At 61.4% G+C, this 6,831-nt stretch carries 7 protein-coding genes and 2 pseudogenes; 5 read left to right on the top strand and 4 right to left on the bottom strand.

What is annotated here, in order from left to right:
• A pseudogene (locus tag DBR18_RS29795) lies at positions 1–746 on the bottom strand (NAD(P)H-hydrate epimerase); the annotation flags it as partial.
• A gap of 63 nt (positions 747–809) precedes the next feature.
• On the opposite strand from DBR18_RS29795, the gene queG reads away from it, so the two are divergent.
• On the top strand, positions 810–1,874 hold the full coding sequence (queG, locus tag DBR18_RS23675) for a tRNA epoxyqueuosine(34) reductase QueG (RefSeq protein WP_108592140.1): 1,065 nt from the start codon (positions 810–812) through the stop codon (positions 1,872–1,874).
• A 118-nt stretch (positions 1,875–1,992) separates the two neighbouring features.
• On the opposite strand, the gene DBR18_RS23670 is transcribed toward queG, so the two are convergent.
• Together DBR18_RS23670 and orn are read right to left on the bottom strand one after the other, a co-directional pair.
• Positions 1,993–2,604 (bottom strand): trimeric intracellular cation channel family protein, encoded by a 612-nt coding sequence (locus DBR18_RS23670; RefSeq protein WP_085582906.1) that lies wholly within the window; start codon positions 2,602–2,604, stop codon positions 1,993–1,995.
• A 173-nt stretch (positions 2,605–2,777) separates the two neighbouring features.
• Entirely contained in the window at positions 2,778–3,320 is a 543-nt protein-coding gene (gene orn / locus DBR18_RS23660) for an oligoribonuclease (RefSeq protein ID WP_025110157.1), read from the bottom strand.
• Between the two features lie 107 nt (positions 3,321–3,427).
• On the opposite strand from orn, the gene rsgA reads away from it, so the two are divergent.
• The 4 genes from rsgA to DBR18_RS23640 all read left to right on the top strand — a co-directional run bounded on the left by rsgA (position 3,428) and on the right by DBR18_RS23640 (position 6,525).
• Positions 3,428–4,459: a small ribosomal subunit biogenesis GTPase RsgA gene (rsgA, locus tag DBR18_RS23655; RefSeq protein ID WP_007950741.1), complete on the top strand. Its 1,032-nt coding sequence runs from the start codon at positions 3,428–3,430 to the stop codon at positions 4,457–4,459.
• 211 nt (positions 4,460–4,670) lie between these two features.
• Entirely contained in the window at positions 4,671–5,078 is a 408-nt protein-coding gene (locus tag DBR18_RS23650) for a TIR domain-containing protein (protein ID WP_108592139.1), read from the top strand.
• Positions 5,079–5,080: 2 nt separating this feature from the next.
• Positions 5,081–6,040, top strand: coding sequence for a caspase family protein (locus DBR18_RS23645; RefSeq protein WP_108592138.1), 960 nt, complete (start codon positions 5,081–5,083; stop codon positions 6,038–6,040).
• Positions 6,040–6,525: a toll/interleukin-1 receptor domain-containing protein gene (locus tag DBR18_RS23640; RefSeq protein ID WP_108592137.1), complete on the top strand. Its 486-nt coding sequence runs from the start codon at positions 6,040–6,042 to the stop codon at positions 6,523–6,525. The genes DBR18_RS23645 and DBR18_RS23640 overlap by 1 nt, the downstream gene beginning before the upstream one ends.
• A 51-nt stretch (positions 6,526–6,576) precedes the next feature.
• Here DBR18_RS23640 and DBR18_RS29790 read toward each other — a convergent pair.
• A pseudogene (locus DBR18_RS29790) lies at positions 6,577–6,831 on the bottom strand (motility protein MotB); the annotation flags it as partial.

The following is a 6,831-nucleotide window of genomic DNA, read 5'->3' as shown; positions in this document are numbered from 1 at the left end:
TGCCCGAAGCGTCCTTTGTGTGCAGCCGGCGCGCGCACAGCCAGTCGCGGCAGATTAGCCGTGGTCAGACGCAGAGCGCTGACGGGAATGTCACGGTAGATGTCGGCTGCGGCTTGCAGATCGCTGAACACCAGCGCACCGACCTGATCCGCCGCGTCCCCGGTGAACAGGCCGGTTTTCAAGCCAATAAAGGTCACGGTCAGATCAGCATGAACCGCAACGCCAAGGACATGCCCGGTATCGGCAGACAGCCCGGAAGGAATATCCACCGCCACCACCGGCAGGCCGCTGGTATTGATCGCCTTGATCGCAGCGGCATACGGCTCACGCACATCGCCGGCCAACCCGGTGCCAAGCAAAGCATCGACGATAACGCCGCGCAGCTCGCTTTGCGCCGTCCAGCCCTGCACGTCCACGCCATCGTTCAGTGCAAGCGCATGGGCCTGCGCAGCGTCGCCCTGCAAGCGTTGCGGATTACCGACTGCCAGCACCCGCACCGCCCAACCGGCCCGGTGCGCAAGGGCGGCGATCAGAAAACCGTCGCCGGCATTGTTGCCATGACCGGCAAGTACAGTCATTTCGTTCGCCGTCGGCCACTGCCGCACCAGTGCACGCCAGGTCGCGTGCGCGGCGCGCTGCATCAATTCGAAGCCCGAGGTACCGGCGGCGATCAGCCGCGTATCGAGTGCTCGCACCTGTGCGGCGCCATACAGCGCGTCGGGTAATTGATCTTTCGTGTGCGGCATGCGTCTTCGGGCTCCGATGTCTGGCAGAATTATACGCACCTCAGCTCCGGTTTCTCTCGCCTCATGTCCGCCATCACCACAGATCTGCCCGCCCTCGCCCAATCGATCAAGGATTGGGGCCGCGAGCTGGGCTTCCAGCAAGTCGGCATCAGCGGTCTGGACCTGGCCGAGCATGAACAGCACCTGGAGCGCTGGCTCGCCGCCGGCTACCACGGCGAAATGGATTACATGGGCGCCCACGGCAGCAAACGCTCGCATCCCGAGGAACTGGTTCCCGGCACCTTGCGCGTGGTTTCGCTGCGCATGGACTACCTGCCCGGCGACACGCAAATGGCGCAAAGGCTCGCGCAACCGGAGAAAGCCTACGTGTCGCGTTATGCCTTGGGCCGCGATTACCACAAATTGATCCGTAAACGTGTGCAGCAATTGGCCGACAGGATTCAGGCCGAGATCGGTCCGTTCGGTTTCCGTGCCTTCGTCGACAGTGCTCCAGTGCTGGAAAAAGCCATTGCCGAGCAGGCCGGACTGGGCTGGATCGGTAAAAACACGCTGGTATTGAACCGCAAGGCCGGCAGTTATTTCTTCCTGAGCGAACTGTTCGTCGATCTGCCGCTGCCAGTGGACGAACCGCACAGCAGCGAACATTGCGGCCGCTGCACGGCGTGTCTGGACATCTGTCCGACCAATGCATTCGTCGGCCCCTATGTGCTGGACGCCCGGCGCTGCATCTCCTACCTGACCATCGAGCTGAAAAACGCCATCCCCGAAGACCTGCGCCCGCTGATCGGCAACCGCGTGTTCGGCTGCGATGACTGCCAGATCGTCTGCCCGTGGAACCGCTTCGCCCGGCCATCCGGGGAAAGCGATTTCAAGCCACGGCACAATCTGGACAACGCCGAACTGGCCGAGCTGTTTCTGTGGGATGAGGACAAATTCCTCAGCAGCACCGAGGGTTCGCCCCTGCGCCGCGCAGGCTACGAACGCTGGCTGCGCAATCTGGCGGTGGGGCTTGGGAATGCGCCTTCAACGATTCCGGTACTGGAAGCGTTGAAGGCGCGACGAGAGTATCCGTCGGAGCTGGTGCGCGAGCACGTCGAGTGGGCGCTGAAACAGCACGGTCTCGTGTAATCACAAAATGTAGGAGCTGCCGCAGGCTCGGGCCGCGATCGGACGATCTTTTGCTCTTGTCTTTTAAAAATCAAAGTCAAAAGATCGCAGCCTGCGGCAGCTCCTACAGGGAAATGCATTAATGCTCGTCGTTGTAGACGAACTTGGGCATTTCCCAGTGGAAACGGATCGCCAGCAACCGCAGCAGAAAACCGCCGAACAAGGTGATCAGGATCGCCTGTTCGCTCGGCACGTTCAGGAAAAGGCACAGCATGTAACACCACGCTGCGGCGAACGAGACGCTGGCATACAGTTCGCGGCGGAAGATCAGCGGGATGTCGTTGCAGAAGATGTCACGCAGGATGCCGCCGAACACCCCGGTGATCACGCCGCTGACCGAGGCCACCAGCATGCCATGGCCCATTTCCAGTGCGGTCATGCAGCCGATCAGGGTGAACGCCACCAGGCCGACCGCGTCGAGTACCAGAAACAGCGAACGCAGGTGGCGCATCCAGCGGGCGGTGAACACGGTGAGCATTGCGGCGGCTGAAGTAAGCACCAGGTATTCCGGGTGTTTGACCCACGTCAGCGGATAGTGCCCGAGCAACACATCACGTACCGAACCACCCCCCAGCGCCGTGACGCAGGCGATCAGCACCACACCGAACCAGTCCATGCCCCGCCGTCCGGCAGACAGCGCGCCGGTCATGGCTTCAGCGGTAATGGCGATCAGATAGAGCATCAGCAACATGGCGGCGGTCCTGGCAGGAAGGCGCGCAGTCTAGCCATTTCAACGCCGCACCAGAAGAGGGCGCGAACACGATGCCCCCTGTAGGAGCTGCCGCAGGCTGCGATCTGTTGATCTTGTTTTTTACAAGCAACATCAAAAGATCGCAGCCTGCGGCAGCTCCTACAGGGACAGCATCAGAACTTGATGAAATGCTTGCGGTAGTGCTGCAGCTCGGCGATCGATTCGCGGATGTCGTCCAGCGCCAGGTGAGTGCTGCCCTTCTTGAAGCTGTCGCGCACGTCCGGTGCCCAGCGTGCGGCCAGCTCTTTGAGTGTCGACACGTCGAGGTTGCGGTAGTGGAAGTAGCTTTCCAGCCCTTTCATGTGGGTATAAAGGAAGCGACGGTCCTGGCAGATGCTGTTGCCGCAGATCGGCGACTTGCCCTTCGGTACCCACTTTTCCAGGAAGGCGATGGTTTCGGCCTCGGCCTCGGCCATGCTGATGCGGCTGTCACGCACGCGCTGGGTCAGGCCCGAGTTGCCGTGGGTGCGGGTGTTCCACTCGTCCATGCGGGCGAGCACTTCGTCACTGTGGTGAATGGCAATCACCGGGCCTTCGGCCAGGGTGTTCAGGTCACTGTCGGTGACGATGGTGGCCATTTCGATGATGACGTCGTTTTCCGGATCCAGACCGGTCATCTCCAGGTCGATCCAGATCAGGTTCTGCGGGTTTTGCATATTCGGGCTCCTAGGCAATGCTGCGCAGTTTAGCCTAGGCCGGTGCCCGGGCGTGCTAAACTCGCGGCCGTTTTACCTAATCGCTGCATTCTTCAGACGGAACACCCATGGCCAAACGCCAACTCAATCGTCGTCAAAACTGGCGCATCGAAAAGATTCAAGGCGAGCGCGCCGCCCGCGCCGCCAAACGCGAGTCCTCGGCGGTCGAAGCCCTCGAGGGCGGCGATCTGGGCCCAGAGCAACACGGCCTGGTGATCGCCCACTTCGGTGTGCAGGTCGAAGTCGAGGCCGTGGACGGCGAACTGGCCGGCCAGGTATTCCGTTGCCATCTGCGCGCCAACCTGCCGGCGCTGGTGACCGGTGATCAGGTGGTCTGGCGTGCCGGCAACCAGGGCATCGGGGTGATCGTCGCGCAACTGCCGCGCACCACCGAATTGTGCCGTCCGGACAGCCGTGGCCAGCTCAAACCGGTGGCGGCCAACGTCGACATGATCGTCATCGTCTTCGCGCCACTGCCCGAGCCGCACGCCAACCTGATCGACCGCTACCTGGTCGCGGCGGAACACGCCGGCATCCGTCCGTTGCTGCTGCTGAACAAGTTCGACCTGATCGACGAGCAGAACGCCCCGGCGCTCAATGCCCTGCTGGCGGTGTACCGCACGCTGGGTTATCCGGTGCTGGAAGTCTCGGCGCATCACGGCAACGGCATGGAGCAGTTGCAGAAGCAGCTCGATGGGCGCATCAGCGTGTTCGTCGGCCAGTCCGGTGTCGGCAAGTCGTCGCTGGTCAACAGCCTGCTGCCGGAAGTCGAAACCCGCGTCGGGCCGTTGTCGGAGTTGTCCGGTCAGGGTACGCACACCACGACCACCGCACGCCTGTTCCACTTTCCAGGCGGCGGCGAGTTGATCGACTCCCCGGGTATCCGTGAGTTCGGTCTGGGCCACGTCAGCCGCGCCGACGTCGAAGCCGGTTTCATCGAGTTCAACGACCTGCTCGGCACCTGCCGCTTCCGCGACTGCAAGCATGACCGCGAACCCGGTTGTGCACTGCTCAAGGCCCTGGAAGATGGCCGCGTGCAACAGCAGCGCATGAACAGCTACCGCTCGATCATCGCCAGCCTGCCGGAAAACGGCTACTGAATACCTGCACCGGCAGCACCTCGCCCGAGGGCTGCCGGATGTCGGCCCCCGTCTGACACCTCCCTGAAAAAGTTAAACGCCAGATCCTTCTGACAGGCCGGCGCTCGCCCGCTTGCAGGACATTTCTCTTTCACCGCCCGCCCCTTGCAGGCTCATTCCTGATGCCTAGATTGGGTTCCTCCTTCGCACCTTCGCGACCTTGAGGACCCCCATGCAGACCTACCATTTGTTCATCAGCCATTCGTGGAACTATTCCGGTTCGCACGACAATCTGATTCGACTGTTAAACGACCACCCCACCTTCACGTTCAAGAATTTTTCGGTGCCCCTGCACAATCCAATTGTCGGCGCCCGCACCGACAAAGAACTCGAAGAAGCGATCGAAAACAAGATTCGCCCCTGCTCGGCCGTACTGGTGATGGCGGGCATGTACTCGGCCTACAGCAAGTGGATTCAGAAAGAGATCGACATCGCCAAACGGATGGGCAAGGTCATCATCGCAATCCGCCCCCACGGCGCCGAGCGTACGGCTACGGTGGTCAGTGACGCCGCTCACGCCGAGTGCGCGTGGAACACCAACAGCATCATCAGTGCGATTCGCCTGCACACGGCGGTGTAACCATGCGCAAGGGACTGTTTATCGGCATCAACCACTACGACCACGTCTCACCCTTGAGCGGCTGTAACAACGACGCCATGGCCATGGCGTCGGTGCTGGAGCGTCATGCCAACGGGCGACCGAACTTCAGCAGCAAAGTGCTGACTTCAGCCGAAGAAAAACTCACGCTCAGCCACATGAAACAGCAGATTCAGAGTCTGTTCTCAGGCGACTGTGACGTGGCCCTGCTGTACTTCGCCGGCCATGGTCAGTTCGACATCAGCATCGACGAAGGACTGCTGATCCCCCAGGACTATCAGCCTGGCGGAGACGGGATCCGCATCAGCGATATTCTGGAGTGGGCGGACAAGGCACCACACATCAAGAACAAAATCATCATTCTCGATTGCTGCCAGGCCGGCGCAGCAGGCGCCATGCGTAATCTGCGTGGCGGCAGCAGTGTGATCGGCGAAGGCGTGACCATTCTCACGGCCTGCAAAAAAGAACAGTACGCTCTGGAAAGTCGCGGTCACGGCGTCTTCACGGATCTGTTGCTGCAAGCGCTGCACGGTGGCGCTGCCAACGTACTCGGCAAGGTCACCCCCGGTAGCGTTTATTCGTTTGTCGACAATGCGCTGGGGGCCTGGGAACAGCGTCCGGTGTTCAAGACCAATGTCTCGCAGTTTGTACCGCTGCGCGAAGTCGCGCCGCTGATTGCAGAGGAAACCCTGCGCAAACTCAAGGACTGGTTCCCCGAGCCAAGTTTCGTCTTCCGGCTCGATCCCAGCTACGAGCCCACCGAGGCGCTGTTCGACCCCGAGCACGGCGACATCTTCAAGCAACTGCAGATGTGCAACCGCCACAGCCTGATCGAACCGGTGGACGCCGAGCATATGTATTACGCCGCCATTCACTCCACCGGCTGCCGCCTCACCGCCCTCGGCGCCTACTACCGCGAACTCGCCATAAAAGGACATTTCTGATGCCCGTCTTCATCAGCTACCGCCACCTGGATCGCGCTCACGCGATCGCCATCAACAGCCGCCTGATCCAGGCCAACATCAAGACCTACCTCGACGTGCTCGACCCGGAATCACAGACCACCGACGACATCACCGGGGTCATCACGCGCAACATCACCGAATGCACGCACCTGCTGGCGGTGGTCTCGGAGACCACCGCGCAGTCGTGGTGGGTGCCGTTCGAAATCGGCGAAGCGACCATCAGCAACCGACGCATCTGCTCGTTCAAGACCGGGCCGGCAGAGTTGCCGCTGTATCTGGACAAGTGGCCGAAGCTGAGCACGAACAATGACCTGAATTTCTTTATCGATGCGTACCGTGAGGAGGTGTCGAACAAACGCTCGATGACGCTGGATTCGAGCAATGAATCCTTTAGCGGCACCTATAAGCGCAATGCCGAGATTTTCCACGAACAACTGAAAAATCGGATTCGGCGCGGCTTTTAATACAATCGACAGCCACAAAAAAGCCGACATCACTGTCGGCTTTTTTGTCGGTCACTGCTTCGGCGCGGGGGCCGGTGCAGTGGCTGGTGGAGCAGCTGGCGCTGGCGCCGCTGTCCCCGGCGCGGCCGGTTTCGGTGCGGCGTCGTCGAACAGGTTCAGGCGTTCACGCAACTCGTGCGCCGGCACCGGTTGCTGGTCTGCCGGCAGCGCGTTGGGGTCGACCGGCGTCGCCGGGGCGGCGCCGTTCTGTCCTTCGGCGGCAGGCTTGGCCGGGTCGGCACCTTGCGAGCCTTCGATGGCCGCTTG

This window comes from Pseudomonas sp. HMWF021, from assembly GCF_003061005.1.
Taxonomy (GTDB): Bacteria; Pseudomonadota; Gammaproteobacteria; order Pseudomonadales; family Pseudomonadaceae; genus Aquipseudomonas.
The sequence above is the reverse complement of the archived record's forward strand: the minus strand, read 5'-3'. Positions and strand labels throughout refer to the sequence as shown.